Source organism: Aeromicrobium sp. Root344, assembly GCF_001425755.1.
GTDB lineage: Bacteria > Actinomycetota > Actinomycetes > Propionibacteriales > Nocardioidaceae > Aeromicrobium.
Genome location: NZ_LMDH01000001.1, coordinates 2567354 through 2591141, shown reverse-complemented (window position 1 = coordinate 2591141; position 23788 = coordinate 2567354). Strand labels below are relative to the sequence as shown.

Genomic DNA, 23788 nt, shown 5'->3' with positions numbered 1-23788 from the left:
CTCCTGGTGAACCGGGAAGACGACTTTCCGGACTGGCTGGTCATCCCGCTAGGAGATGGCTGGGCCTAGCAGGCGGCTTGGAGGTCGTCGGTCTGGTTGGCCGCGTTGCCCGAGTCGTCCTTGGGCTTCTTGGTCGGCGCGACGGTCGACTCCGACTTGTCGATCGCCTTCTGGATCGCGGCCTGGATCGCCGGGAAGTCGGGCGTCACGGTGCTGAACCGTGGCGGTACGACCGACACCGTGCGGATCTTCTGTCCGCGTGCCTTCAGGGCGAGGTCGGCGAACTGGCCGAGCTCCTTGGCCGGGATGTTGGTGCTGAGCAGCTGCTTGCCGGACTTGGCGATCTTGGTGGCGTTGAGCAGGACCGTCTGGGGGCTGAGCTGGCTGACCATGGCGGCCATCAGGCACTTCTGCCGGCCCATGCGCGTGTAGTCGTCGGACTGCACGCGGCTGCGGGCGTACCAGAGCGCCTGTTGGCCATCGAGCTTCTGCTTGCCCGGCTCGATGTAGGTGTTCTTCCAGGCGTCGTCGTGGCCGAACATCGCGATGCGGGTCTTGACGTCCATCGTGACGCCGCCGACGGCGTTGACCAGGCCCTTGAAGCCGTTGAGGTTGATCATGACGTAGTAGTTGATCTTGAGGTTCGTGACGCCTTGGATCGCGTCAATGGTCGCGTCGAGCCCCGGGTCCTTGGCGTGCGGATAGAGGTCGGTGCGGTTCTGCGCGGCGGTGTGCACGGCGTTGAGCAGGCAGGTCGGGCCACAGTTGTAGCCGTTGGGATAAACCTTGAGCATCGGCGAACCCGGGGAGAACGGCACGTTCTGCAGGTTGCGGGGCAGCGAGACCAGCACGACCTTGCCGGTGTTGGCGTCGATGCTGGCCACCGTCATGGAGTCGGGCCGGATGCCGGTGCGGTCGGCGCGCGCGTCAGAGCCCAGCAGCAGGATGTTGTAGCGGCCCTTGAGCGGCTCGGACGTCTTGGTCGCCTTGAACACGACCTTGACGGTGTCGCGCGAGACCTTGATGAGCTGCGAGGCGTACGCGGTGGAGCCCGCGACGCCGCCGATGATCGCGAGGTTGAGCACCGTGATGAGCGCGGCGCGCATGAAGTTGAGCCGGAACGGCGACGCGAGGCGCCAGGCGTCGATGAACAGGATGACCCAGAGCACCGCGACGGCGACGATGCCCGCCCGGGCCAGGAGCAGGACGTCGGTGTCGGTGAACCAGCTGAGCACCGTGGCGCGGTCGGTGCGGTACTTCCAGAGCAGGTAGCCGCCGCCGCCGATGGCACCCAGCCACATCGTGAGGGCGAACCAGCCGACCGCGCGCTTGCCCACCGCGATGTGCCCGGAGCCGGGGACGACGACCGTCATGAAGCACAGCAGCAGGGCGCGCCGGAAACGGACGCGCGGCGAGTCCAGATGGTTGTCCTGGTAGCCGCGGCCCAAGAGACTCGCGCGGTGCGACATGAGATCCCTTACGGTGTGGCCGACGAAGCATCCATTATCACTGACACCCCCGGCTTCCGTGACATCGCGTCAGTGATCTCAGCGACAACTCAGGTCGCCGCGAGCCTCGGTCAGCAGGCTGCGCCGAGGTCCGAGCTCTGGTTGGCCATGCGCGGATCCTTGGCGCCGTCGCTGACCTTGGGGATCGAGAGCTTCGCCTTGGTGAGGCCACTCGGCACCGACGAGCGGCCCTCGGCCCGGTCGATCGCCCGGTCGATGAGGCGCCGGACCTTGGCGAAGTCGGGGTTGCCGGTGTAGATCACCGGGGGCACCAGCGAGACGGTCGAGACCTTCTGGGTCTTGGCCTTGAGGGCCAGGTCGACGAACTCGTCGAGGTCGGACTTGGGGATGTTGGTCGTCAGCAGCGCCTTGCTGGAGCTGGCGATCTTCTCGACGTTGAACAGCACCTTCTGCGGGCTGAGCTGGTGCAGCATCGCGTTCATGACGCACTTCTGCCGGCCCATGCGCGAGAAGTCGTCGTTCTGGACCCGGCTGCGGGAGTACCAGAGCGCCTGGTCACCGGTCAGCTTCTGCTCGCCGGCCTCGATCCAGCCACGGATCGGGGAGCCGATCCCGCCGATCGCGGTCCGCTGCTGCACGTTCACGCGTACGCCGCCGACGGCGTTGACGAGCTTGGAGAACCCGTGCATGTTGACCATCGCGTAGTAGTTGAGCTTGAGCCCGGTGATCTCCTCGACGGCGCCCATCGTGGCCTTGAGCCCGGGGTTCTTCTCCTTGAACAGCGACGCATGGTCGTTGGCCCAGGTGTTGATCGCGTTGAGGTACTGGCCCTCGCCGTTGAAGCCTTGCGGGAACGCCTTCGCCATGACCGAGCCCTTGGGGAACGGCACGTTCTGCAGGTTGCGCGGCAGGCCGATCAGGACGGTGCGTCCGGTGTCCTTGTCGATGCTTGCGACGGTCAGCGAGTCGGGGCGCAGGCCGCTGCGTTCGGGGCCGGAGTCGCCACCGAGGAGCAGGACGTTGTAGCGCCCGTGCTGCGGCTTGGAGACGGTGTCGGCGACGAAGACGCTGTTGACGAACGAGGTCTGGACCGCGACGAGATGGGCCGCGAAGAACAGCGCACCGGCGGTCACGAAGCACAGGACGCCGTTGATCCCGGTCATCCAGAGCCGGTGCTTGCGGCGCAGCTCGAGGGGACGCCCCAGGCGCCACGCGTCGACGATCAGGGCGACCCAGGCGACGGCACCGGCGATCAGGATCCAGCGGCCGACCGGCAGCAGCGGCGACTCGATCGCCAGCGAGAACAGCTGCTTGCGGGAGTTCATCGCGAGGAACAGGATCACGGCACCCACGAGGAGGAAGCCGAGCCACACGCGCACGGCGATGCGGCCGATCCGCTTGTTGCCCATCACGAGCTGGGCCGAGCCGGGCATGACGAGGGTCATCGCCGTGAGGGTCAGGGCGCGGCGGAACTGGATGCGAGCAGAGGTGTCGGCCGGGCGGGCGTACGACCCACCCATCACGCTCGAGCGAACGTCAGACATGGTGTCCTCACGTGGGGGAAGAGGCTGAGGCGATTCTCAGTATCCACACAAACTCTCGAGTTGAGGTTGAGGGCGCGCCGGAGGTGGCCCGGAATTTCGAAGGCAGGGCACGAGCGGCTGCCGGGCGCATGAGCCGAGGTCAGGTACGGTCGTGCTCATGTCAGACCAGCGCCCCGACGGCGAGTACGGGTGGTTGTACGGCGAGGACAAGCCGACCCGCCCGGTGCCCCGCGAGGCCGCCTCCGACCTCCCCCCGCCCAACCTGCCGCCACCTGGACGCCGCGTCGGCGACGAGCCGCCCAGCGGCCCGCGCAAGCCCAGGAAGCGTCACAACGGCCGTCGGATCTTCGGCATCCTCGTGCTCGCGTGGGTCGTGTTCCTGGTCGCCGTGCCGTGGTGGGCCTGGGGCCAGATCGAGAAGGTCGACGCCTCCCCCGCCTCGGGCCGTCCCGCCGAGCAGCCCGGCACGACCTACCTGCTGGTCGGCTCCGACAGCCGCCGCGGACTCACCAAGGCGGAGCAGAAGGAGCTCGCGACCGGCGGCGACACCGGCGGCCGCGGCCGCACCGACACGATCATGCTGCTCCACACCGGCAGCGGGCCGAGCATCCTGATGTCGCTCCCCCGCGACTCGCTCGTCGACATCCCCGGCTACGGCCGCACCAAGATCAATGCCGCGTACGCCTACGGCGGTCCCAAGCTGCTCGTGCGCACGATCGAGAAGAACACCGGGATCCGCGTCGACGACTACGTCGAGGTCGGCTTCGGCGGTCTCGTCAAGGTCGTCGACTCCCTCGGCGGTGTCACGATCTGCCCCAAGGAGCGCATCAAGGACAAGGACTCGGGGCTCGACGTGCAGAAGGGCTGCCAGACCGCCGACGGCCGGGTCGCCCTCGCCTACTCCCGCAACCGGCACTCGTACGCGACGCAGGACATCCAGCGCGTGCAGAGCCAGCGCGAGGTGCTCGGCTCGATCGCCGACAAGGCCAAGTCGCCGTGGACCGTCATCAACCCGTTCCGCTACGTCAGCGTCGCCAAGGGGGCTTCGGGCTCGCTGCGCATCGGCGACGACGTCAGCCCCCTCGCGCTGTTCAAGTTCGCCCTCGCGCTGTCGGCCTCGATGGGCGGTGACGGGCTCAACTGCACCGTGCCGCTCAGGGACTTCGCGGTCACGTGGGACCCCGAACGGGCGCCCAAGATGTTCGACTACATCAAGCGGGACCGCACCGACCAGATCGGCAGCCTGTGCACCAAGGACGGCCTGCCCAAGTCTTAGCGTCGCCCCGATAGGTTTGTCGGCATGACTTCTGCGGATCATCCCGGTGCGTACGCCTATGGCGTCGCCACGCTGACCCTCGACGGCACGGTCCTCGACGTCTGGTATCCCGAGCCCAGGCTCGGCGCCGCTCCTGAGGGCGACCCGGAGCCCGCGGAGCTGACGGCGCTGGCCGGTCAGGACGCGATCCGCGAGGTGCACAAGGTCGTCGTGCACACCGTGATCGACGACCTGCAGGCGCCGCCGACCGACGCGTACGACATCTACCTGCGCCTGCACCTGCTGTCGCACCGGCTCGTCGCACCACACGGCCAGAGCCTCGACGGCATCTTCGGGCTGCTGACCAACGTCGTCTGGACGTCGCTCGGCCCCTGCCTCGTCGACGGGTTCGAGGCGATTCGCACCCGGGCACGCGGCGCGGGCCTGCACGTCCAGGTCACCAGCATCGACAAGTTCCCGCGCATGACCGACTACGTCGTCCCGTCCGGTGTCCGCATCGCCGACGCCGACCGCGTACGCCTCGGCGCCCACCTCGCCGAAGGCACCACCGTGATGCACGAGGGCTTCGTCAACTACAACGCCGGCACGCTCGGCACCGCGATGGTCGAGGGCCGCATCTCGGCCGGCGTCACGGTCGGCAACGGCTCGGACGTCGGCGGCGGCGCTTCGATCATGGGCACGCTGTCCGGCGGCGGCAAGGCCGTCATCACGGTCGGCGAGAACAGCCTGATCGGCGCCAATGCCGGTATCGGCATCTCGCTCGGCAACGACTGCGTCGTCGCCGCCGGCACCTACGTCACGGCGGGGTCCAAGGTGACGATGCCCGACGGCTCCGTCATCAAGGCTGCGGAGCTGTCCGGGCAGGACGGCATCCTGTTCCTCACCAACAGCCAGAGCGGCGCGATCGAGGCGCGCCCGCGCGGCGAGCGTACGGGCATCGAGCTCAACGCCGACCTGCACGCCAACTAGCTCCTGTGCGGTTTCGTTGGTTCGTCGTCCTCGGGCTCGTCGTCGCGACGATCCTGGTGGCCACGGTGCTGCGCGACCGCAAGCCGCTGCGGACCGAGTTCTGCGTCGCCGAGGTCGGCAAGGTCAGGGCCGAGATCGACCTCGAGCAGGCGAGGTGGGCGTCGTTGATGGCGGCGATCTCGCAGCGCCGGGGCCTGCCTCCGCGCGCCACCTCGATCGCGATCGCGACGGCGTTCCAGGAGTCCAAGATCCACAACATCGACTACGGCGACCGCGACTCCGTGGGGTTGTTCCAGCAGCGGACCTCGCAGGGCTGGGGCACGGTCGAGCAGATCAGCGACCCGCACTACTCGATCGGCCGGTTCTACGACGCCCTCGCCAAGGTCAAGGGCTACGAGTCGATGCCGATCACCGAGGCCGCGCAGAGGGTGCAGCGCTCCGCGTTCCCCGGCGCGTACGCGAAGCACGAGGACTACGCCCGCGCGCTCGCGTCGGCGCTCCGTGGCTACAGCCCGGCGCGGTTCACCTGCCAGATCAACCCCCGGGGCAGCGGGACGATCACCCGGGTCACCGCGGACGTCAAGGCCGCGTTCGGCGACGTCCCGTTCACCACGAACGGCGACGACGCGGCATATCCGCTCACCGGCAAGGCCTCGGACGTCAAGGCGCGAGGCTGGGCGCTCGCGCACTACCTCGTCGGCAACGCGTCGCGGCTGCGGATCACGGGCATCTCGTTCGGCAACCGCGAGTGGAGCGCCGAGGACTCCGACCAGGGCTGGACCCCGCGCTCCGGCACGGACTCCGACACCGTCCGCGTCTCGACGAACTAACCACCCCCAAGCTTTGTGACCGAACTCGTCACTGATCGAGCAGGTTGTGACGAGTTCCGTCACGAAACGCGGGGATCGATCAGGCCGTGAGGCGGGTGACGGCCTCGGCGACGCGCTCGTCGGTGGCGGTGAACGCGGCGCGTACGTGCTGGGAGCCCGCGGCGCCGTAGAAGTCACCGGGCGCCGCGAGGATGCCGCGCTCGGCGAGCCAGTCGATCGTGTCGCGACACGGCTCGCCACGGGTCATCCAGAGGTAGAGCGCGCCTTCGGAGTGCTCGACGCTGAACCCGGCCGACTCGAACGCCCGGCGCAGGTCGTGGCGCCGCGCGGCGTAGGTCTTGCGCTGCAGGGTGACGTGCTCGTCGTCGGCGAGGGCCGCGGCCATCGCCGCCTGGACGGGCGTCGGGACCATGAAGCCGAGGTGCTTGCGGACCTCGAGCAGCTCGCTGACGACGGCCTGGTCGCCGGTGACGAACGCGTCGCGGTAGCCGGCGAGGTTGGACCGCTTGGACAGCGAGTGCACCGCGAGGATGCCGTCGGACGAGCCGCCGCTGATGTCCGGGTGCAGGACCGAGCAGGGCGTGCCCTCCCAGGCGAACTCGAGGTAGCACTCGTCGGAGACCACGAGCGTGCCGCGCTCACGGGCCCACTCGACGACCTTGCGAAGGTGCTCGGGCGGCAGGATGCGGCCGGTCGGGTTGGCGGGCGAGTTGAGGTAGATGATCGCCGGCACGCGAGGGCCGAGCGACAGCGTCGAGTCGGTCGCGACGACCTCGCAGCCGGCGTAGCGGGCGCCGACCTCGTACGTGGGATAGGCCAGCTCCGGGACGACGACGAGATCGCCGGCGCCGAGACCGAGCTGCATCGGCAGGTTGGCGATGAGCTCCTTGGAGCCGACCGTGGGCAGCACCTGCGAGGGGCTGAGCCCGGTGACCTGGAAGCGGCGCTCGATCCAGTCGACCGCGGCCTGGCGCAGCGACTCCGGTCCGAACACCGTCGGATAGCCGGGAGCGTCCGCGGCAGCCACCAGGGCGTCGCGGGCGACGTCCGGCGTGGGATCGACCGGCGTACCGATCGACAGGTCGACCAGGCCGCCTGGATGTGCGGCGGCACGGGCCTTGGCGGCCGCCAGGGTGTCCCAGGGGAAGTCCGGGAACTTCGCCGAGACGTTGCCTCGCTGTGCCATCAGGTGGCGTCTAGTCCTGGGGCTGCGGGGGAAGTGCCGCGATCAGCGGGTGGTCCTTGTCGATCACGCCGAGCTTGGCCGCACCACCGGGCGAGCCGATGTCGTCGAAGAAGTCGACGTTGGCGGTGTAGTAGTCCTTCCACTCCGGCGGCGTGTCGTCCTCGTAGAAGATCGCCTCGACGGGGCAGACCGGCTCGCACGCACCGCAGTCGACACACTCGTCGGGGTGGATGTAGAGCATCCGCTTGCCTTCGTAGATGCAGTCCACGGGACATTCGTCCACACAAGCGCGGTCCTTGAGGTCCACACACGGCTGGGCGATCACGTACGTCACGAGCAATTCTCCTTCAAAGGGCTGGCACTAGTATCACGCCTCCACCTCGACTCCCGCACATGAGGTCCACCTCATGACATGGAACGCTGGGGACATGCCAATTGACGCCGCCTCGATCGGGCAACGCATCGTCGTCCGGTACGCCGTAGGGGGCACCGGCCCGTCGGGCGGACCCGCCATGAGCGACGTGATCGGACGGGTGCGGGCGGTCGACCTCTCGGCCGTCACGTTGGAGCGTCGCGACGGACGTACGCAGGTGGTCGCGCTCACGGACGTCGTGACCTGGAAGCCGGTCCCGGATCGCCCCCTGAGGCGCCGTCGTGCCGCGGACGCCAGCGCCGACGAGCTGACCCGCATCACCTCGCTGGGCTGGCCGGCGATCGAGTCGCTCGCTCTCGGCGACTGGGAGCTGCGTACGTCCCGGCGGTTCACCGGCCGGGCCAACTCGGTCGCGGTGCACGGCGACCCCGGTGTCGCCTTCGACGTCGCGCTCGACCGGGTGGTCGAGTTCTACGCCTCTCGCGAGGTCCCGGCGCTCGCCCAGGTCGTCGTGGGTTCCGCCGCCGAGCGTGACTTCATCAACGCCGGGTGGACGCCCATGGCGGGATACCACGGTGGGGCGGTCGTGCAGGTCGCCGATCTCGACCCCGCGTACGACGCCGACGCCTCCGCACGCATCGCGTCGACCGCCGACGACGACTGGCTGGCCAACTACGGCCGCGTCAACGACCCGGCCGCCGCGCGTGCCGTCCTCGAGGGCCCTGCCACGGTCGGGTTCGTCTCGATCGGCTCCCCGGCCGTCGCGATCGGCCGCGTCGCGGTCACCGGCGAGTGGGCGGGAATCGCGTGCGTCGAGGTCGCTCCGGACCACCGCCGACAGGGCCTGGCCCGACGGATCGTCGAGACCGCGCTCGCCTGGGCCGTGGAGCGCGGCGCCGACAAGGCGTACCTGCAGACGATGCGCACCAACCACGCCGCGCTCGCGCTCTACGAGCCGTACGGATTCGTCGACCACCACGACTACCGCTACCTCGAGCCCGGGACCACAGTCTCCTCACAGTGAAGGCATGGCCGTCGCCAGGCCGTGCTCCGTACGGTGAAGGGCATGACCCACGATCACGACGGACCCCACGAGCACGACCTCGGCCTGTCCCACGACCTGCCGACACTGCTGAACCGCCGCCGCGCCCTCGGCCTGTTGACCGGCGCAGGGCTGGCGGCCGCACTGGCGGCGTGCAGCGGCAGCGACTCGTCGGGCTCACCGGCCACGACGTCGACCCCCGCGTCGTCCTCGTCGTCGACGGGCACCACGGCGACCGTCACGGACGAGGTGCCCGAGGAGACCGGCGGACCGTTCCCCGGCGACGGATCGAACGGGGTCAACGTGCTGACCGAGAGCGGCGTGGTGCGCAGCGACATCCGGTCGAGCTTCGCCGGCGCCAGCACGACCGCCCAGGGCGTCACCGCGAAGCTCGAGTTGACGATCCTCGACCTGAACGGCAGCGCCGTCACCCCGTACGAGGGCGCTGCCGTCTACGTCTGGCACTGCGACCGCGAAGGCCGCTACTCGATGTACGACTCGCAGCTCGCCGGCGAGAACTACCTCCGCGGCGTCCAGGCCGCGGACACCGACGGCAAGCTGGCGTTCACGACGATCTTTCCCGGCGCCTACAGCGGGCGCTGGCCGCACATCCACTTCGAGGTCTACAAGACCGCCGCCGACGCCCAGAAGGCGACCGGGAAGCTCCGCACCTCGCAGATCGCCCTGCCGGAGGACGCCTGCAAGCTCGTCTATGCGACGTCCGGCTACGAGCAGAGCAGCACGAACCTGGCGCAGACGCCGCTCGACGGCGACATGGTCTTCAGCGACGGCCACTCGCTGCAGATGGCGACCGTGACCGGCAACGTCGACGACGGGATGACGATCCAGCTCAACGTCGCGGTGTGAGCTGACTCAGTCGCCCTTCGGCTTCTTGCCGCAGATGACGTGGTCGGCGGCCTGGTAGGTCGCCGTGTCGGTCTCGGTCTTGACCTTCTTGCCGCCCTTGTAGAAGTAGCGGTAGATGTCGATGTCGAAGCCCGGGATCGGATCCTGCGGCACGCACCGATCGGTGTCGTCGTACTGCTTGCCCGGCGTGCGGCCGTTGCGGCGGGCAGACTCTCCGGCCTTGATGTCCCACACCTTGGTGCTCCACAGCTCGACGTGCATCGTGCCGGGTGAGGACGGCGTGCTCTTGATGACGTAGGCGTGGACCAGCACGCCGTACTTCGTCGGGTTCCTGAACCGCAGGTCGAGGCTGCCGAAGTAGACCGTCGCCTCGCGGCCGACCGGGTAGCGGTTGATGTAGAACGCGTGCGGGTGGTGCTCGACGTCGTCCATGCCGCCGAAGAAGCCGGCGTTGTAGGTCGTCGTGGCGACTTGGGAGACACCGCCACCGAGCTCTTCACGGAACACCCCGCCGTTGATGACGGTGCCGGTGACGAAGCCGTTGGCGGCCGTGCGCTCGCCGACGATGTTGTTGAAGCTGAACGTCTCGCCGGGCTTGAGGATCGTGCCGTCGATCAGCTCGGCGGCGCGGCTCTGGTTGGTGTTGCGGTACTCGGCGTAGGGGAAGTGCGTCTCGAAGCTGCTGATCTTCTGCTTGATCTTGAGCGCCTTGGCGTCGGCCGTCGTGAACAGCGGCTCGACGACCTTGGCCTCCACCTGGACGGCACGCTTCGATCCGGACTCCGTCAGCGCCGGGAGCAGCTTGACGGCCATCTCCTTGGGCTGCAGACCGACACCCTCCTTGCCCGGCATCACGACGGGCTTGCCGTTCTTGATCGTGACGGTCGCGTCGACGGCCTTCTTGCCGATCCCGGTCGTGGAGTCGGTCAGCGGGCCGGCCAGCTTCTTGGGATCGAGGAACGGCCGCAGCGCGTTGTCCTTGACCCGGACGACGAGCGCCGGGGCGTATGCCGTCACGGGCAACGCGACCTTCTTGTCGCCGACCCGGATCGTGATCGGTCCGCTCACCGCCGGCTTGGCGATGGTCTTCATGGCATCGGCGAGCCCGGCGGAGTCGACGGCAGGCTCGACGACCGCGGTCGGCACCCTGACGGGCTCGTCGCTGACGAGGTACGCCTTGCGGATGGCCTCGGCCGCGTCGGATCGAGCGATGACCCGACCGGCCCGGGGCTCGCGGGCCTTGGGCTTGACGTCGGGGAAGGTGATCTGCGCCTCGACGACCTCACGGTTGACGGCTTCGCCGATCGTGCCGATCGAGCTCTGCAGCTTGGCGTCGTCGACGTCGAGGGCCGGATCGGACGGGTGGTCGCCGAAGAACAGCCCGGCGATGTCGGCGGGCTTCCAGCTGCGCTCACCTCCGGCCTCGCTGATCGTGCGGTCGAGGTCGAACGCGAGTCCGGCGGCCTTGGGCTTGACGCGGAACTCGGTCTTGCCATGGGTCAGGACGATCTCGCGATCGACGTGGGGCGTCAGCGCCTTGTCGACCGCGGCGCGCGCGTCCGCCGGCGACATCCCGCTGACGTCGACGCCACCGATCGTCGCGTTGGCGGGCATGCGGCTGCCGGTGAGGAAGTAGCCCGCGACGTAGAGAGCACCGGCCACGAGCACCAGGCCGAGCAGGATGCGCCGGCCCCAGTGGGCGGACCCTCCGTCGTCGTCGTTCGTGGGCGGCCGGAGGTCGCGGCTGTCGTCGCCGGCGTCGTGGGCCGCCGGCTCGTCCTCCGCTGGTGGCACCACGACGTCGTCGAAGTCGTCGTCCGGCGCGTCGTCGTAGGTCGTGGCCGCCTCGGCGAGCACGGTGTCGTCGCCGGGCTGCAGCTCGTAGGCAGGCTCGACATCCGGCGCGTCGTCGAGCTCGATCTCCTCGTCGTGCTCGACCACCAGGCCGGGCTCGACGGTGCCATCGCCTTCGTCGGCGAGGCTCGACCCGGCCGGCTCGTCGTCGACCGACGCAGTCTCCGGTGCGGGCTCGGCCGCCGTCGGCTCGCTCTCGGACGGCTCGTCCGGCGTGAGGTCCTCGTCAGGCTTGTCGGTCATGTGTTGCTCCCGTAGACGGTCTTCTCCGAGTCAGGCAGGCGCACGATCGTGCCGTAGTGCGAGCGGTAGTAGAGCAACGGATCGTCGATGACGTCGTTGACCGCCGCTCCGGTGACCGCGCCGACCAAGATCGTATGGTCACCACCGTCCGTGACGGAAACCGTGTCGCACTCCAGCCAGGCGAGCGACTCGTCGAGGAGGGCCGCACCGGACTCACCCCGATGGAAGGCGATCCCCTGCATCTGGTCGTCGAGTGGCCGGCCGCGATGGGCGAACCACGCGGAGGCCGCGATGCCCTCCTCGGCCAGGATCGACACTCCCCAGAACCCGGTCTCGAGCACCGCCTCGTGGAAGCGGCTCGACTTGTGGGAGCACACCAGCACCAAGGGAGGGTCGAGGGAGACCGACGTGAACGCACTCGCGGTCATGGCGTGATCGACGCCGTCCTGAACGGTCGAGACGACGGTGACTCCGCTGGCGAACCGTCCCAACGCACCGCGAAAGGCCTGCTGGTCCACCGGCGCGGTCATTGACCCAGCCTAGGAGTGCGGACGACCCCGACGACGATGGCCCCCACACTCCCCAGGGTGTAGGACCAGCCGAGCCAGTCGGAGCTGACGAGATTGCTGCCTCCGGGAGAGAACGGCTGTGCCAGCAGCACGATCCCCCAGCCGAGCCCGAACCATGCCCCGCCGACCGGGATGACACGTTCGGCGGCGAGCACCACGGCGTACGTCGCCACGACGACCAGCAGGAGGCCCCACGGCCAGTCGATCCCGTGGGCTCGCCACACGTGTCGGTGGACGAAGGCGCCGAGGACGCCGACGTAGACGCCGAGGACGGCGAGGGCTGCCCGAGTCACTAGAGGCCGGCGAACAGGTCTTCCTCGAGACCGTCCGGTCCGACCGGCCCGCGCTGCCCCTTGGCGAGCCGGTAGTACTCGGTGCCCCACACCTGCGAGCCGACGTTGTTGGACAAAGCGAAGAACGGCCCGTCGAGCGCGATCTGCGAGGAGTGCGCCTTCATGGCGTCCATCTTGGCCTCGGCGAAGTCGTCCGCCTCGACCTTGGCGTCGAGCTCGTCGTCGGCCGCGCCCCACGGCAGGTTGTCGGGGTCCCAGCCCTCGAAGCTCGTCTCGTCGCCGGCCTCGCGGAGCTTGCGGATGCCTTCGGCCATCTGCGACTTGGACATCGCACCCCAGTAGACCTTGGGGATGTCCCAGGCCTCGCCGAGCTCGGGGCGGTAGGAGCGTACGGCTGCCAGCGACGTCGCGTAGGTCGCGACGCGGTGCGCCTGCACGTGGTCGGGGTGCCCGTAGCCGCCGAACTGGTCATAGGTCACCAGCACCTGGGGCCGGGTCTCGCGGATGATCTCGACCAGCAGGTCGGCGGCGACGGTGAGGTCGGCGTGCCAGAACGTGTCGGGGCGGGTCTCGTCGGCGGCCGTCGCGCTGCCGTCGTCGGCCCACTTCATGCCGGAGTCACGGAAGTGCCCGGGACCGCCGAGGAACCGGTGGTCGGTGACGCCGAGCACCTTCATGGCCGCCGCGAGCTCCTCGATGCGGTGCGGCCCGAGCCCGTCCTCGCGGTCCGCGGCGAGGTGAGCGATCTCGGGCGTGAGGATCTCGCCCTCCTCACCGGCCGTGCACGTGACGAGCGTGACCTGGGCGCCCTCGGCGGCGTACTTGGCCATCGTCGCGCCGTTGCCGATCGACTCGTCGTCCGGATGGGCGTGCACCAGCAACAGGCGTCGGTCGGTCGAGGTCATGAGGACAGGTTACTGACCGGCACCGACAGCACGTCGACGTGATTGGATCGAGGGCATGACCGTCTCGTATCCCCGTCTGGCTGCCCGCACCCTGCGCTTCACGCTCGGCATCCCGCGCAACATCACGGTGTCGCCCGACGGCCGCACGGTGCGCTTCATCCGTACGCCCGACGGGGTCACCCGCACCGGCCAGCTGTGGGAGTACGACGTCGAGACGCGCACCGAGTCGGTCCTCGTCGACCCGGTCGAGCTGCTCGGCGAGGCCGGCGAGCAGCTGTCGGCCGAGGAGCGGTCACGCCGCGAGCGCAGCCGTGAGTCGGCGGCTGGACTGGTCGGCTACGACGTCGACGAGACCGGTCGCTGGGCCTGCTTCACCCTGTCGGGGCAGCTCTGGGCCGTGCACCTCGGCGCCAAGGCTGTGCACTCGCTGCCGAGCGTCGGAGCGGTGATCGACCCGCACCTCGACCCGACGGGACGACTCATCGCGTACGCCTCGGGTGGCGCGCTCCGTGTCATCGGCGTCAACGGCCAGGACGAGCGCGCGCTGGTCGAGCCCGGCTCGGCGACCGAGGTCTGGGGCCAGGCCGAGTTCATCGCCGCCGAGGAGATGGAGCGCTTCCGCGGCTTCTGGTGGGCGCCCGACGGGCAGTCGCTGCTGGTCGAGCGCTACGACGAGGCGCCGGTCCAGACCTGGCACATCGCCGACCCCGAGCACCCCGAGCGCGAGCCCGTCGCCCAGCGCTACCCGGCCGCCGGCACGCCCAACGCCGACGTCACGCTGTGGCACGTCGCTCTCGACGGCACCCGCACGCAGGTCCAGTGGGACCGCGCGACGTACGAGTACCTCGGCCGCGTGTCGTGGAACCCGCACGGCGCTCCCGTGATCCAGGTGCTCAGCCGCGACCAGAAGTCCTCGCAGATCCTGACCGTCGACGTCACCACGGGGCGCACGGACGTACGTCATGAGCTCGCCGACGTGGCCTGGGTCGAGCTCTCGTCGGCGCCGCGCTTCGCGCCCGACGGCTCCCTCGTCACCGTCGAGGACGCCGCCGGCTGGCGCCGGGTGCTGCGCGACGGCGTGGCGATCTCGCCCGACGGCTGGCAGGTACGCGGTCTCGTCGACGTGTTCGAGGACTGTGTGATCGCGACCGCGTCCCAGGAACCCACCGAGGTGCACGTGGTGCGCTTCGGCTTCGACGGCACGATCACCGAGATCACCAAGGGCGCGGCGGTCCACGGCGCCGTGATCGGCGGTCCGACGACCGTCGTCGTGCGATCCGGCCTCGACGTCGTCGGCACGACCGTCATGGTGCACCGCGAGGACGCCGAGCCGGCTCCCGTCGCGGTGCTTGCCGAGCCCGCCCCGCACGAGCCGGTCGTCACGATCGTCGCCGCCGGCGAGCACCAGCTGCGTACGGCCATCCTGTTCCCCGCCGGCCACGAGCCGGGCTCACGCCGGCTCCCGGTCCTGATGGACCCGTACGGCGGACCGCACGGCCAGCGCGTGATCGCCTCGGCACGGGCCTTCCTCGAGCCGCAGTGGCTCGCCGACCAGGGATTCTGCGTCATCGTCTCGGACCCGCGCGGCACTCCGGGGCGCGGGCACGCGTGGGAGCGGGCGGTGCTGCACGAGTTCGCCACGGTCACGCTCGACGACCAGGTCGCGGCGCTCGAGGCGGTCGCCAAGGCCTATCCCGACGACGTCGACACGACACGGGTCGGCATCACCGGCTGGTCGTACGGCGGCTACCTGTCCGCACTCGCCGTGCTCAAGCGGCCCGACGTGTTCCACGCGGCGGTCGCCGGTGCGCCCGTGACCGAGTGGCGGCTCTACGACACGTGCTACACCGAGCGCTACATGGGCGATCCGCGGACGCAGCCCGAGGTCTACGACCGCAACTCGCTGCTGCCTCTGGCGCCGGGGCTCGAGCGGCCGCTCATGATCATCCACGGCCTCGCCGACGACAACGTCGTCGCTGCGCACACGCTGCAGCTGTCCTCGGCGCTGCTGGCCGCGGGCCGGCCGCACACGGTCCTGCCGTTGTCAGGCGTCACCCACATGACGCCGCAGGAGGTCGTGGCCGAGAACCTCAAGCTGCTGCAGGTGCAGTTCCTCAAGGACCACCTCGGCGCGTAGCCCCAGGATGTCGGCACTTGTGGATGCGTAGATGGCCTTTCGGCCTCCAAAAGTGCCGACATCTCGGGTCGAGTCAGTCCTTGAGGCGCTTGGGCGCTCCGGGGAGCTCGGGCGGGTCGTCCGGCAGGCGGTCGTCCCCGGGCAGCCAGCCGCCGTAGACGTCGACCATCTCCACCACACGGTCGTCGAACGGCTCGACCACGAGGACCCACGCGCGGTCCTCCCAGTCCTCCTCACCGGCGAACGCCTCGCGGGTCAGCGTCGTCGCATAGCCCTCGCTCTCGAGGGCCTTGACCAGCTCGACGGCATCCTCGTCGGAGTCGAAGTAGATTCCTGTCACGGCACAACCTCCGTTAGAAGACCCACGATACGAAGGCCGTGCCGTGAGGGCCCTGATGGTCCGCTCGCTGGCGCTCGCGCACGTGTCGATCGTATGATGGATGCCGTACGCATCCCCGAGGACAGGTAGCCGGAACGTTGAAGCTCTGAGGTCAGATCCCGCGCAGCAGCCAACAGCGGCCTGCGCACCCATCGACCTCATGGAGCGCACATGCGTGCATCACTTTCTGTCAACGACCTCTCTTTCACCTGGCCTGACGGCTCGCCGGTCTTCTCCGGCCTCGACCTGGGCATGGGTCCCGGACGCCACGGCCTCATCGGCCTCAACGGCTCCGGCAAGTCGACCCTGCTCCGGCTGATCGCCGGCGAGCTGACCCCTCAGAGCGGCACGATCGGCGTCGACGGCGCGGTCGCCTACCTGCCCCAGGACCCTGGTGCCGACCCCAGCCAGACGGTGGCCGAGGTGCTCGGCATCGCCGGGACCCTTGCCGCACTCGCCCGCGTCGAGGGCGGCTCGACCGCCGTCGACGACTTCGACGCGATCGGCGACCGCTGGGACATCGCCGAGCGCACGGCGGCAGAGCTCGCCCGGCTCGGCCTCGGCCACCTCGGGCTCGACCGGACGGTCGCATCCGTCTCCGGCGGTGAGCTCGTGCTGCTGTCGCTCGTCGCACGGCTGCTGACCCGCCCGTCGGTGCTGCTGCTCGACGAGCCGACCAACAACCTCGATGCCGGCGCACGGCACCGGCTGATCGACATCGTCGCGTCATGGAAGGGCACCTTGCTCGTGGTGAGCCACGACCGCCAGCTGCTCAACGCGATGGATGACATCGGATCGCTGCGCGACGGCTCGGTGCGCTGGTACGGCGGTGGCTACGACGACTACGAGGCCGCCGTCGCGGTCGAGCAGGAGGCCGCCGAGCGAGCCGTCCGTGCTGCCGAGTCCGACCTGCGGGCGCAGCGGCGTGACCGGATCGAGGCCGAGTCGGTGCTCGCGACGCGGCGCAAGCAGGGCGAGAAGGCCTGGGTCGAGAAGCGGATGCCCAAGATCGCGATGGGCAACTACAAGCGACGCGCCCAGGTGTCCGCGGGCAAGCTGCGCGGCGTGCACGACGACCGGGTCGAGGACGCCACGGCGCGGCTGGCCGAGGCAGAGGAGCTCGTGCACGACGATCGTGAGATCCGCGTCGACCTGCCGCACACGGTGGTCCCGTCGGGCCGCGACGTCCTGATGCTCGACGCGGTCCGTCCGGCGTACGGCGACCTCACGATCGACCTCGACGTACGAGGGCCGGAGCGCATCGGCCTGACCGGCCCGAACGGCAGCGGCAAGACCACGCTCCTGCGAACGATCACGGGCGAGCTCGAGCCGGCGGACGGGACGGTACGCGCGTACGTCCCGCTGCGCTACCTGCCCCAGAGGATGGATCTCCTCGACGGCGCGCTCACGGTCGCCGAGAACGTCGCCCGCATCGCACCGGGCACGACGGAGAACGAGCGGCGGGCGCAGCTCGCCCGATTCCTGTTCCGCGGGCGTGCCGCGGACCAGCCGGCCACGACGCTGTCGGGCGGGGAGAGGCTGCGGGCGACCCTCGCCTGCCTGCTGCTGGCCGAGCCGGCACCGCAGCTCCTGCTGCTCGACGAGCCGACCAACAACCTCGACCTGCCGAGCATCCAGCACCTGGTGGAGGCGTTGGAGTCATACCGCGGCGCGTTCCTCGTCGTGAGCCACGACGAGAGGTTCCTCGACGACCTCGAGCTCACCCGGAGGATCCACGTGTGAGGCGCCCAGCACACTGGTGACATGACCGGGACCAACTGGGCGGGCAACCTGACGTACGGCGCCTCGGCGCTCCTCGAGCCGACCTCGGTCGACGAGCTGTGCGAAGTCGTGGCCGCGGCGCCACGCATACGCGCCCTGGGCACCCGGCACTCGTTCAACCGGATTGCCGACACCGACGGCGTGCAGGTGTCGGTCGCGGCCCTGCCGAAGCGTGTCGAGGTCGATGCCGAGGCGCGGACGGTGACGGTCTCGGCCGGGCTCCGCTACGGCGAGCTCGTCGAAGAGCTCGACCGGGCGGGCTGGGCGCTGCACAACCTGGCATCGCTCCCCCACATCTCGGTGGGCGGCGCCATCGCCACCGGGACCCACGGCTCGGGTGACCACAACGGCAGCCTGGCCAGCTCCGTGGCCGGCCTCGAGCTGGTCACCGCCGGCGGCACGGTGCTGACCGCACGCCGCGGCGACGCGGACTTCGCCGGCATGGTGGTGTCGCTCGGCTGTCTCGGCATCGTCACGGCGGTGACGCTCGACATCGTGCCGACGTTCCAGGTGCGCCAGGACGTCTACGAGGGCGTGTCGTGGGACGCCATCGCGGCCAACTTCGACGCGATCACCTCCAGTGCGTACAGCGTCAGCATGTTCACCGACTGGGGCGAGGCGGGCGCAGCGCAGGCCTGGCTCAAGTCACGCGCCGACGCCACTCCGCCAGCCGACTTCTTCGGCGCCGCCGCGGCGACCCGCGAGCTGCACCCGCTGCCCGACGAGTCGGCCGAGTTCACGACCCGCCAGCTCGGCGCGCCCGGCGCATGGTGGGACCGGCTCCCCCACTTCCGCCTCGGCTTCACCCCGAGCAACGGCGAGGAGCTGCAGACCGAGTACCTCGTGCCACGGCAGCACGCCCTCGCGGCGATCGATGCCGTACGCGCGCTCGGACCGGCGATCCGCCCGCACCTCTTCGTCAGCGAGCTGCGGACCATCACCGCCGACGACCTCTGGCTCAGCCCGAGCCACGACGTCGACTGCCTCGCGATCCACTTCACCTGGCGCATGCACGTGCCCGAGGTGACGGCGCTGCTGCCGGCGCTCGACGCCGCCTTGGCGCCGTTCGCCGCGCGACCGCACTGGGGCAAGGTCTTCGCGAGTGACCGCGAGCGGCTCGACCTCGCCTATCCGCGCATCGCCGACTTCCGCGCGCTGGCCGCCGGCCTCGACCCGACCGGCTCGTTCCGCAACGACCAGACGTCGGAGTGGCTCGGCCCTGATGGTGTGACGTAGTCGTGCCCGATTCGCTGCGACGCCGGGGCCGAACCGTGCCACACTCAGAATATGAACACGTTCAATTCTGTTCCCGCTGAGCTGGTCGGCCCTCGGCTGATGCGGCAGGACTGGACCCGCCTGACGTTCATCCACTGGGCCGTCGACCCCGCCCTGGTGGCTCCTCTCCTGCCCGCCGGCACCCGTCCTGACGTGCTCGATGGCGTGACGTACGTGGGCTTGATCCCGTTCGAGATGCGGCGCGCGGGATTCGGCCGCGGCCCGGCGGTGCCGTTCTTCGGCGACTTCGCCGAGACCAACGTGCGGCTCTACTCGGTCGACGACGAGGGGCACCACGGCATCGTCTTCCGGTCGCTCGAGACGAGTCGGCTGCTCGTCGCCCTGGGTGCCCGGGTCGCGTTCGGCACGCCCTACACGTGGGCGCACATGCGCATCCGCCAGCACGGCGACCGCATCGACTACACGACCCGGCGTCGCTGGCCACGTCCGCGCGGAGCCGGAGCGCGCATCTCGGTCCGCATCGGCGACCCGATCGCCGAGCCATCCGAGGTCCAGCAGTTCGTCACGGCGCGCTTCGGACTGCACACGCGCTACCTCGGACGTACGCTCTGGATCCCCAACCACCACGCGCCGTGGCCGCTGCGGACCGCGACGATCGAGTCGCTCGACGACAGCCTGGTCGCGGCGGCCGGGCTGCCGGGCATCGTCGACCGGGCGCCCGACTCGGTGATGTACGCCGACACGGTCCGCACCGAGTTCGGCGCACCCGTTGTCATCCCGAGCGGCCGACTTTTGAAGCGTTCAGCAGGTTCCCGCGCGTCCTTGCGTGCGTAAGGCTTCAAAAAGTGGCAGGTCGAAGGGTCAGGCGAGCTCGAAGTCGTCGTAGTCGAAGCCGGGTGACACCAGGCAGCTGACGAGGGCGTCGTCCTCGGACGCCTTGGTCCGTTGCCACACCCCAGCCGGGACCAGGACCTGCGGCAGCTCACCGGCCTCGAGGTCGCAACCCACCACGTGCGCCTCGAAGAGGCCCGGCTCGTCGCCGAAACCGCCGAGCTCGATGACGATCGCACCTTGGTGGGCGAGCCACACCTCGTCCGACGCGACCCGGTGCCACGCCGAGGCCTCGCCTGCGGCAAGCAGGAAGTAGATCAGCGTCGCTGTCGGACGTACACGGCCGTCGGGGAGCGTCACCGAGACCGGTGAGGCCCAGGTCTGCCGGAACCAGCCGCCCTCGGGGTGCGGCTCGAGGTCGAGCGCCTGCGCCAGCATCGGCCGGCTCACAGCGCTGCCTCGATCGACGGGATCCGCTCGCGGAACGCGGCCACGCGGTCACGCGTGCGCTGCGGCTCGCCGACCCTGCCGAGGTTGACGAAGCCCTGGTCGCCGCGCGCCTGCCCGGCCTCGATGCGATCACTCGCGGTCGTCATGCGCTCGATGACAGCGTCGAGGACGGTCATCGGACCCCATTCGCCGTAGGCGTCCACGAGCAGGTCGAGCCGGCGGGCCACGTCGTCGACCGGGATCTCGCGATAGAGCGGGATGCCCGTCCACGCCAGGAACGCGAGGTCCTCGATCGGACGTCCCGGGCCGGCCATGTCCCAGTCGATCATCGCGACGAAGTGCCCGCTCTGGATGATCCAGTTGTAGGCCCCGGGGTCGCGGTGGCAGATGATCTGGCCGTCGCCGAGCTCTGCCTCGCCGCCGCGCCACTGGCGTACGCCTGCGGGCCGATAGCCGTCGGCCAGGTCGTGGAAGTCGCGCAGCCACGTGACCGCCTCGGCCAGCACGTTGTCGAGGACGATCTCCTTGTCGACGGGCACGCCACGGCCCTCGACGTACTCCAGGATCTCGCGGCCCTCGTCATCGATGCCGTGCAGCTCAGGGATGCCACGCAGCCCGTTGTCGTGCAGGTAGGTCAGCAGCTCATGGACCGCTGGCGTCCACGGACCGGTGGGCCGCCGCACGGTGCGCCCGACCCGCGTGGCACCGCCCACCGCTCCGGGCAGGTGCTCAGGCTCTGTGTCGTCACGTGGCACTCTTTCATCGTGGCACATTCTCACTCGCACGACGCGGCCGACCACGGACCTCCCCGTCGGGGCCTCGCCGCCACTCTCGCCGTCGCCGTCTTCGCCATCGCGACCCTGGCGATCGCGGCGATGGTCGTCCTGTGGCCCGACGCCGACAAGGTGCCGCACGACAAGAACCCCTACGGCGGGCAGGGCGTCACCACGGTCAGCGCCAAGGTGACCGGCGTCGACCCGTTCGACTGCAACAGCGGCGGCGAGGGCCCTGACGGGCTGCCGCAGGTCAAGGGCGACTGCGCGCACATCACCGCGACGACCGACGACGGCACGGCGACCTTCGACCTCGACGCGGCGCGCTACAAGGCCGGCATCAAGGCCGGCGACGAGGTCAAGATCCTCCGCATCGCACCCAAGGGCCAGGCGGTCTCGTACGAGTTCTTCGACTTCCAGCGCGGGGTACCCCTCACGGCCCTCGCCGTGATCTTCGCGGTGCTGGTGGTGGCGGTCGCCCGATGGCGCGGCCTGTTCGCCCTCGCGGGCATCGCGGTCACGGTGCTGGCGCTGACCAAGTTCGTCCTGCCGGCGTTCCTCGCCGGCGAGTCACCCGTGCCGGTGGCGATCGTCGGCTCGACGGTGATCATGATCGTGGTGCTCTACCTCGCTCACGGGGTGTCGATACGTACGACATCGGCGTTGTTCGGCACGCTCGTCGGGATCGGGCTGACCGGCCTGTTGGGGCTCGGCGCGACGGCGTGGACCAGCCTGTCGGGCGTCGGCTCCGAGAACGACCAGGTCCTGCTCGCGACGGTGCCCGGCATCCAGATCTCCGGCGTCGTCGCGGCCACGATGGTCATCGCCGGGCTCGGCGTGCTCAACGACGTCACGGTGACGCAGGCCAGCGCGGTCTGGGAGCTGCGCGCGATCCAGCCGAGCATCAAGCCCACGACGCTGTTCGCGTCCGCGATGCGCATCGGCCGCGACCACATCGCGTCGAGCGTCTACACCCTCGTCTTCGCGTACGCCGGCTCGGCCATGACGATCCTGCTGCTCATCACGGCCTACCAGCAGAGCCTGGGCACGATGGCGACGACCGAGGAGATCGGCACCGAGATCGTCCGGACGATCGTCGGCGCGATCGGGCTCGTGCTGGCGGTGCCGATCACGACGGCGTTCGCGGTGCTGCTGGCCCCCAAGGGCGAGGACGACCGCGACAACAGCCAGGTCCAACCCGGGCGGCGCCGCGGCAGTCACGCGGGTCCCGCAGGGGCCTGAGCGTCAGTCGTCCTCCTCCGCCGGACCGCCGGCCTGCGGGGCGAGGTCGCCGCGGCGCTCCCCCGTGTCGCTGACGTCCTCGGGCTCGGGCGGCACCGGACCCTGGTTGGCGAGCTCGCCGCCCTCGTCGGTGTTGTCGTTGCGCGCATCCTTGGGATCAGCCATACGCCCGGCGTACCCCGTCAGGGCAGGCGTCAAGCGGTCAGCTCGCGGTCGTCGACACGCTGAGGCGCGGTGCCGTCCGGATGGTCTGGAGCACGACGCAGTAGCGCTCGGTCAGCCGCTCGAGCGTGGCCAGCTGGTCGGGCTCCGCGTCGGTGTCGAGCTCGAACGACAGCCGGATGTCGGTGAAGCCGACCGGGACCTCCTTGTCGACCGCGAGGGTGCCACGGAAGTCGAGATCCCCTTCGGCCCTGATGGTTCCCCCGCGAACATCGATGCCGAGCGACGTCGCGACGGCGCTCAACGTCACACCGGCGCACGCGACCAGCGCCTCCAGCAGCATGTCGCCGGAGCACAGCTGGGTGCCGTCACCGCCCGCGGCAGGGTGCAGGCCGGCGGCCGCCATCGCACGTCCGGTGTCCAGCGAGCAGCTGACCCCGTCCCCGAGGTGCCCTGACGACGTCAGCGTGACGACCGCCGAGCCCGGGTCGTCGCGGTACTGCTGCTTGAGCGGGCCCTGCACAGCACTCAGCGTGGAGTCGGTCATGCTCGACAGTACCCAGTCCACAGGCTGTCCCGTTCACGGAATCGGCACCCAAAGTTCACGTGCCGTGCCCAGCGAATCGAGGTCGGCGTCCACGGACCGCTCCTAGGCTGGACGCATGACGTCGACGCCGCAGCACCCCGCGTGGACGTCGACGTACCAGCTCTCCTCGGAGACCCGCCAGCAGCGCATCCTGCGCGCGATCCACCGCCTCGACCATCCGGGGATCAAGGCACTCGGCACGACGCGCACCGAGGCATGCATGATCGTCATCGAGTGCACCTCGGCGGCAGCAGAAGTGCGGTCCCGGCAGGTCGTGATGGCCGTCGACGCGCTGGCCGTGCGCACCGAGACGACCCGGGCCGCCGGAGTTCCGTACGCGTCGGACTCCTCGGGGACCGCCTATCTCGCGGCGCTCGGCCTGCCCCGTCGCCTGCTCAGGCTCGTGCCGATGGAGCAGCTGCGAAGATTCATCTGAGATTGTTCGCCGTACGGGGCCTGTCGGCTTGAGTCTCGGCATTCACGCAGGTAGATGTGGGTAGGTACGTTTCGCCTCAAGCAGATGGGCCGGTCGTCACGACGATCGTCACCTGCTTCCCCCTGCCGAGGAATGGTTCCATGATCGACCTTGTCATCCGCCCATTGGCCGGACTGCTGCTGTGCGCCGTGTTCGCAGCGCTCGTCCTGTCGCTCCCGACCATCATCCGACACGTACGCGCATGGGTCGCCCAGATCCGCGAAGGCAACCTGCCGGCGCCCGTGCTGAGCCTGATCCGCCAGCGCGAGGACACTGAGGAGCCGGCCTCCGAGCGCAAGGCCTCCTGACTGCTCC

General features: G+C 69.8%; 25 protein-coding genes. 12 read left to right on the top strand and 13 right to left on the bottom strand.

All coding sequences use genetic code 11. The features are described from left to right. Positions 1 to 65 precede the first annotated feature (65 nt). Positions 66 to 1469, bottom strand: a complete 1404-nt coding sequence (locus tag ASC61_RS12730; RefSeq protein WP_056212456.1) for an LCP family protein — start codon at positions 1467 to 1469, stop codon at positions 66 to 68. Positions 1470 to 1579: 110 nt separating this feature from the next. Beyond that, positions 1580 to 3013 carry an LCP family protein gene (locus ASC61_RS12725; protein ID WP_056212454.1) on the bottom strand — a complete coding sequence of 478 codons (1434 nt, stop codon included), beginning with the start codon at positions 3011 to 3013 and terminating at the stop codon, positions 1580 to 1582. 157 nt (positions 3014 to 3170) lie between these two features. Here ASC61_RS12725 and ASC61_RS12720 point away from each other — a divergent pair, with 157 nt between their 5' ends. The 3 genes from ASC61_RS12720 to ASC61_RS12710 are packed head-to-tail and all read left to right on the top strand — an operon-like array spanning position 3171 to position 6088. Then, positions 3171 to 4289, top strand: coding sequence for an LCP family protein (locus ASC61_RS12720; protein ID WP_056212452.1), 1119 nt, complete (start codon positions 3171 to 3173; stop codon positions 4287 to 4289). Positions 4290 to 4313: 24 nt separating this feature from the next. Further along, the gene (gene dapD, locus ASC61_RS12715) at positions 4314 to 5258 is read left to right on the top strand and encodes a 2,3,4,5-tetrahydropyridine-2,6-dicarboxylate N-succinyltransferase (RefSeq protein ID WP_056212450.1); all 945 of its coding nucleotides are present in this window, start codon (positions 4314 to 4316) and stop codon (positions 5256 to 5258) included. A 5-nt stretch (positions 5259 to 5263) separates the two neighbouring features. Further along, positions 5264 to 6088, top strand: coding sequence for a hypothetical protein (locus ASC61_RS12710; RefSeq protein ID WP_056212448.1), 825 nt, complete (start codon positions 5264 to 5266; stop codon positions 6086 to 6088). Positions 6089 to 6167: 79 nt separating this feature from the next. Here ASC61_RS12710 and dapC read toward each other — a convergent pair whose 3' ends face one another. Together dapC and fdxA are read right to left on the bottom strand one after the other, a co-directional pair. Continuing rightward, complete coding sequence (gene dapC, locus ASC61_RS12705) at positions 6168 to 7274, bottom strand: succinyldiaminopimelate transaminase (RefSeq protein WP_056212447.1); 1107 nt, start codon at positions 7272 to 7274, stop codon at positions 6168 to 6170. Between the two features lie 10 nt (positions 7275 to 7284). Beyond that, the gene (gene fdxA / locus ASC61_RS12700) at positions 7285 to 7608 is read right to left on the bottom strand and encodes a ferredoxin (RefSeq protein WP_056215639.1); all 324 of its coding nucleotides are present in this window, start codon (positions 7606 to 7608) and stop codon (positions 7285 to 7287) included. A 94-nt stretch (positions 7609 to 7702) separates the two neighbouring features. On the opposite strand from fdxA, the gene ASC61_RS12695 reads away from it, so the two are divergent. Beyond that, positions 7703 to 8671: a GNAT family N-acetyltransferase gene (locus ASC61_RS12695; protein WP_056212445.1), complete on the top strand. Its 969-nt coding sequence runs from the start codon at positions 7703 to 7705 to the stop codon at positions 8669 to 8671. A 42-nt stretch (positions 8672 to 8713) separates the two neighbouring features. Further along, a complete protein-coding gene (locus ASC61_RS12690) occupies positions 8714 to 9556 on the top strand; it encodes a dioxygenase family protein (RefSeq protein ID WP_056215636.1) in 843 nt (280 codons plus the stop codon). 6 nt (positions 9557 to 9562) lie between these two features. On the opposite strand, the gene ASC61_RS12685 is transcribed toward ASC61_RS12690, so the two are convergent. From ASC61_RS12685 to mshB, 4 genes are read right to left on the bottom strand one after another with little or no spacing between them, the layout of a single operon-like run. After that, positions 9563 to 11653: a VanW family protein gene (locus tag ASC61_RS12685; RefSeq protein WP_056212443.1), complete on the bottom strand. Its 2091-nt coding sequence runs from the start codon at positions 11651 to 11653 to the stop codon at positions 9563 to 9565. Next, positions 11650 to 12183, bottom strand: a complete 534-nt coding sequence (locus ASC61_RS12680; protein WP_056212441.1) for a flavin reductase family protein — start codon at positions 12181 to 12183, stop codon at positions 11650 to 11652. The genes ASC61_RS12685 and ASC61_RS12680 overlap by 4 nt, the downstream gene beginning before the upstream one ends. Next, positions 12180 to 12515 (bottom strand): hypothetical protein, encoded by a 336-nt coding sequence (locus ASC61_RS12675; protein WP_056212439.1) that lies wholly within the window; start codon positions 12513 to 12515, stop codon positions 12180 to 12182. Before ASC61_RS12675 ends, ASC61_RS12680 begins: the two co-directional genes overlap by 4 nt. Then, entirely contained in the window at positions 12515 to 13420 is a 906-nt protein-coding gene (mshB, locus tag ASC61_RS12670) for an N-acetyl-1-D-myo-inositol-2-amino-2-deoxy-alpha-D-glucopyranoside deacetylase (RefSeq protein WP_056212437.1), read from the bottom strand. The genes ASC61_RS12675 and mshB overlap by 1 nt, the downstream gene beginning before the upstream one ends. 55 nt (positions 13421 to 13475) lie before the next feature. Here mshB and ASC61_RS12665 point away from each other — a divergent pair, with 55 nt between their 5' ends. Continuing rightward, positions 13476 to 15557 (top strand): S9 family peptidase, encoded by a 2082-nt coding sequence (locus tag ASC61_RS12665; protein ID WP_056212435.1) that lies wholly within the window; start codon positions 13476 to 13478, stop codon positions 15555 to 15557. 73 nt (positions 15558 to 15630) lie between these two features. Here the strand turns inward: ASC61_RS12665 and ASC61_RS12660 are convergent, their stop codons facing one another. Then, positions 15631 to 15897 carry a hypothetical protein gene (locus ASC61_RS12660; protein ID WP_056212434.1) on the bottom strand — a complete coding sequence of 89 codons (267 nt, stop codon included), beginning with the start codon at positions 15895 to 15897 and terminating at the stop codon, positions 15631 to 15633. Between the two features lie 210 nt (positions 15898 to 16107). Between ASC61_RS12660 and ASC61_RS12655 the strand changes: the two genes are divergently transcribed. From ASC61_RS12655 to ASC61_RS12645, 3 genes are read left to right on the top strand one after another with little or no spacing between them, the layout of a single operon-like run. Continuing rightward, positions 16108 to 17679 (top strand): ABC-F family ATP-binding cassette domain-containing protein, encoded by a 1572-nt coding sequence (locus ASC61_RS12655; protein WP_056212432.1) that lies wholly within the window; start codon positions 16108 to 16110, stop codon positions 17677 to 17679. 21 nt (positions 17680 to 17700) lie between these two features. Further along, positions 17701 to 18954 (top strand): FAD-binding protein, encoded by a 1254-nt coding sequence (locus ASC61_RS12650; protein ID WP_056212430.1) that lies wholly within the window; start codon positions 17701 to 17703, stop codon positions 18952 to 18954. 51 nt (positions 18955 to 19005) lie between these two features. Next, positions 19006 to 19788 (top strand): YqjF family protein, encoded by a 783-nt coding sequence (locus ASC61_RS12645; protein WP_056212428.1) that lies wholly within the window; start codon positions 19006 to 19008, stop codon positions 19786 to 19788. Positions 19789 to 19815: 27 nt separating this feature from the next. On the opposite strand, the gene ASC61_RS12640 is transcribed toward ASC61_RS12645, so the two are convergent. Further along, positions 19816 to 20235, bottom strand: a complete 420-nt coding sequence (locus tag ASC61_RS12640) for a cupin domain-containing protein (protein WP_235503552.1) — start codon at positions 20233 to 20235, stop codon at positions 19816 to 19818. Beyond that, positions 20232 to 20990, bottom strand: a complete 759-nt coding sequence (locus ASC61_RS12635; protein WP_235503551.1) for a phosphotransferase — start codon at positions 20988 to 20990, stop codon at positions 20232 to 20234. Before ASC61_RS12635 ends, ASC61_RS12640 begins: the two co-directional genes overlap by 4 nt. Positions 20991 to 20999: 9 nt before the next feature. Between ASC61_RS12635 and ASC61_RS12630 the strand changes: the two genes are divergently transcribed. Next, positions 21000 to 22250, top strand: coding sequence for a YibE/F family protein (locus ASC61_RS12630; RefSeq protein ID WP_056212421.1), 1251 nt, complete (start codon positions 21000 to 21002; stop codon positions 22248 to 22250). 3 nt (positions 22251 to 22253) lie between these two features. Here ASC61_RS12630 and ASC61_RS19765 read toward each other — a convergent pair whose 3' ends face one another. Together ASC61_RS19765 and ASC61_RS12625 are read right to left on the bottom strand one after the other, a co-directional pair. Beyond that, positions 22254 to 22415 carry a hypothetical protein gene (locus tag ASC61_RS19765; protein WP_157439486.1) on the bottom strand — a complete coding sequence of 54 codons (162 nt, stop codon included), beginning with the start codon at positions 22413 to 22415 and terminating at the stop codon, positions 22254 to 22256. Between the two features lie 37 nt (positions 22416 to 22452). After that, positions 22453 to 22959, bottom strand: a complete 507-nt coding sequence (locus tag ASC61_RS12625; protein WP_056215633.1) for an OsmC family protein — start codon at positions 22957 to 22959, stop codon at positions 22453 to 22455. A 115-nt stretch (positions 22960 to 23074) separates the two neighbouring features. Here ASC61_RS12625 and ASC61_RS12620 point away from each other — a divergent pair, with 115 nt between their 5' ends. Together ASC61_RS12620 and ASC61_RS12615 are read left to right on the top strand one after the other, a co-directional pair. Then, complete coding sequence (locus ASC61_RS12620) at positions 23075 to 23434, top strand: hypothetical protein (RefSeq protein ID WP_056212420.1); 360 nt, start codon at positions 23075 to 23077, stop codon at positions 23432 to 23434. 140 nt (positions 23435 to 23574) lie between these two features. After that, positions 23575 to 23781 carry a hypothetical protein gene (locus ASC61_RS12615; RefSeq protein WP_056212418.1) on the top strand — a complete coding sequence of 69 codons (207 nt, stop codon included), beginning with the start codon at positions 23575 to 23577 and terminating at the stop codon, positions 23779 to 23781. The last annotated feature ends 7 nt before the right edge of the window (positions 23782 to 23788 follow it).

Bases quoted from the DNA above. Each gene is read 5' to 3' on its own strand.
- mshB (WP_056212437.1), bottom strand. From the start codon at position 13,420: ATGACCTCGACCGACCGACGCCTGTTGCTGGTGCACGCCCATCCGGAC.
- ASC61_RS12685 (WP_056212443.1), bottom strand. From the start codon at position 11,653: ATGACCGACAAGCCTGACGAGGACCTCACGCCGGACGAGCCGTCCGAG.
- ASC61_RS19765 (WP_157439486.1), bottom strand. From the start codon at position 22,415: ATGGCTGATCCCAAGGATGCGCGCAACGACAACACCGACGAGGGCGGC.
- ASC61_RS12645 (WP_056212428.1), top strand. From the start codon at position 19,006: ATGAACACGTTCAATTCTGTTCCCGCTGAGCTGGTCGGCCCTCGGCTG.
- ASC61_RS12690 (WP_056215636.1), top strand. From the start codon at position 8,714: ATGACCCACGATCACGACGGACCCCACGAGCACGACCTCGGCCTGTCC.
- ASC61_RS12665 (WP_056212435.1), top strand. From the start codon at position 13,476: ATGACCGTCTCGTATCCCCGTCTGGCTGCCCGCACCCTGCGCTTCACG.
- ASC61_RS12615 (WP_056212418.1), top strand. From the start codon at position 23,575: ATGATCGACCTTGTCATCCGCCCATTGGCCGGACTGCTGCTGTGCGCC.
- dapC (WP_056212447.1), bottom strand. From the start codon at position 7,274: ATGGCACAGCGAGGCAACGTCTCGGCGAAGTTCCCGGACTTCCCCTGG.
- ASC61_RS12725 (WP_056212454.1), bottom strand. From the start codon at position 3,013: ATGTCTGACGTTCGCTCGAGCGTGATGGGTGGGTCGTACGCCCGCCCG.
- ASC61_RS12650 (WP_056212430.1), top strand. From the start codon at position 17,701: ATGACCGGGACCAACTGGGCGGGCAACCTGACGTACGGCGCCTCGGCG.
- dapD (WP_056212450.1), top strand. From the start codon at position 4,314: ATGACTTCTGCGGATCATCCCGGTGCGTACGCCTATGGCGTCGCCACG.
- ASC61_RS12625 (WP_056215633.1), bottom strand. From the start codon at position 22,959: ATGACCGACTCCACGCTGAGTGCTGTGCAGGGCCCGCTCAAGCAGCAG.
- ASC61_RS12720 (WP_056212452.1), top strand. From the start codon at position 3,171: ATGTCAGACCAGCGCCCCGACGGCGAGTACGGGTGGTTGTACGGCGAG.
- ASC61_RS12680 (WP_056212441.1), bottom strand. From the start codon at position 12,183: ATGACCGCGCCGGTGGACCAGCAGGCCTTTCGCGGTGCGTTGGGACGG.
- ASC61_RS12695 (WP_056212445.1), top strand. From the start codon at position 7,703: ATGCCAATTGACGCCGCCTCGATCGGGCAACGCATCGTCGTCCGGTAC.
- ASC61_RS12620 (WP_056212420.1), top strand. From the start codon at position 23,075: ATGACGTCGACGCCGCAGCACCCCGCGTGGACGTCGACGTACCAGCTC.
- ASC61_RS12655 (WP_056212432.1), top strand. From the start codon at position 16,108: ATGCGTGCATCACTTTCTGTCAACGACCTCTCTTTCACCTGGCCTGAC.
- ASC61_RS12730 (WP_056212456.1), bottom strand. From the start codon at position 1,469: ATGTCGCACCGCGCGAGTCTCTTGGGCCGCGGCTACCAGGACAACCAT.